1 protein-coding gene is annotated in these 1,728 nt (G+C 62.3%); it reads left to right on the forward strand.

Features of this window, described 5'->3' with window-relative positions:
- The first annotated feature begins 339 nt into the window (after nt 1-339).
- Entirely contained in the window at nt 340-1,506 is a 1,167-nt protein-coding gene (locus tag GY937_26690) for an IS110 family transposase (protein MCP5060303.1), read from the forward strand.
- Nucleotides 1,507-1,728: the final 222 nt, after the last annotated feature.

Raw genomic sequence — 1,728 nt, forward strand, 5'->3', positions numbered from 1 at the left:
ATCGATCCCGCAGGAGTGCATATGGCTGTTCGTGTAGAATCTCATCGGGTCTCCTTCTGAGCGGATGCTCTGTGTTATGTGCATCCAACCTACTCGATGGCCGAGTGGGTTCAGGAGGGGGCCTGGATGAGGATCAAGGCGTTGAACCGGACTGGCAACAGCTCGGTTCAATTGACCTCGGGTGCCATCTGGCGGCATACTGTGTCGGCAGGGTCGGGGCCGGTCAGCGCTATTCCACGCCGGTTAACGCCGATCCGTTAGAGCCTATGCCCCATGGCTCCGGACGAGAGAAGGCCGCTGCTGTTAACCTCCTTGACTAACAACCAAAGGAGGGACACCTTGTCCAAGCAAACAGCAACGGCCTTGGCGATCGAGATTAGCGGACCCCGGGAGACCTTGATGGTGGCCCTGGAGCTCGGCGAGAAGGGCTGGCTCCTGGGCTTCTCGAGCGGCTTCGGTGTGAAGATCGTGCGACGGAAGATCGATTCGCGGGACGGAAAGGCCCTGCTTTCGGCCATCGCCTGGGCCCGGGAGAAGTTCGGCCTCGGAGAGGAAGCGCGGGTGGTGAGCTGCTACGAGGCGGGCCGAGACGGCTTCTGGCTCCATCGCTTTCTTGTGGCAAATGGCGTCGAGAACCTCGTGGTCGACTCCGCGAGCATCGAAGTGAATCGAAGGAAGCGCCGTGCGAAGACGGATCGGATCGACGTCGTGGCGCTCCTCGACCTGCTCGCCAGGCACCTGGCGGGAAGCGTGAAGCCAGTCTGGAGCGTAGTTCGCGTGCCTTCGGTGGAGGACGAAGACCGGCGCCACCTCCACCGGGAGCTGAAGCTCGCGAAGAAGGACCGGACGCGAGTGGGCCACAGGCTGAAGGGCCTGCTGGCCAACCAGGGCTTGACGTTGAACCTGCGCCAGGATCTGGAGCGACAGCTCAAACGGATGCGACTCTGGGACGGCTCCAAGCTGCCTGCGGGGCTTCGCGAGAGACTCGCTCACTACGTCAAGGACTTCGTCTACTGGACCGATCGGATCCGCCAGCTCGACGGTGAGCGCCGCAGGATTCTGAAGGAGGAGAAGGGTGAGACCCTCGACAAGGTCCACCAGCTCTTCAGCCTGAAGGGAGTGGGGATCAATACGGCCTGGTCGCTCGGCACCGAGTTCTTCGGCTGGCGAGACTTCCGCAATGGCAAGCAAGTGGGCTCGATGGCGGGCCTCACGCCAACGCCCTTCGATAGTGGAACGAAGAGCCGGGAGCAGGGGATCGGCAAAGATGGGAGCCGCTGGATCCGAGGCGATTCGATCGAGTTCGCTTGGGGATGGTTGCGGTTCCAACCCGAAAGCGAGCTCTCGAAGTGGTACCAGCGGCGCTTCGGCCACGGAAGCTCACGGCTTCGCAAGATCGGGATCGTGGCCTTGGCGCGAAAGCTCCTCGTCGCCCTCTGGCGCTTCCTCGAGACCGGAGTGATTCCACAGGGGGCGCAGTTGAAGACGGATCTCCGGATCCGCTAGGAGAGAACGAACCCCAAGTACCCGAAGGAATCCTGGTGCGGGCGGCTCGATACGCCGCCAGGTGCCCCAGAGGCCCCGCCCGTTAGCAGGGTGCTGAAAAACCCCGTGCTTCACTCCTTCAAATGGTAGAAAAGAGGCGGGGGTAGAGGGAATGCGGGGAAGCGATCGAGAGCAGGGTTCGATGTTCAGCTACGTAGCGCTGGAAGACCGGATTCCGGCGGA

This window comes from bacterium (genome assembly GCA_024228115.1).
Lineage (GTDB): Bacteria > Myxococcota_A > UBA9160 > UBA9160 > UBA6930.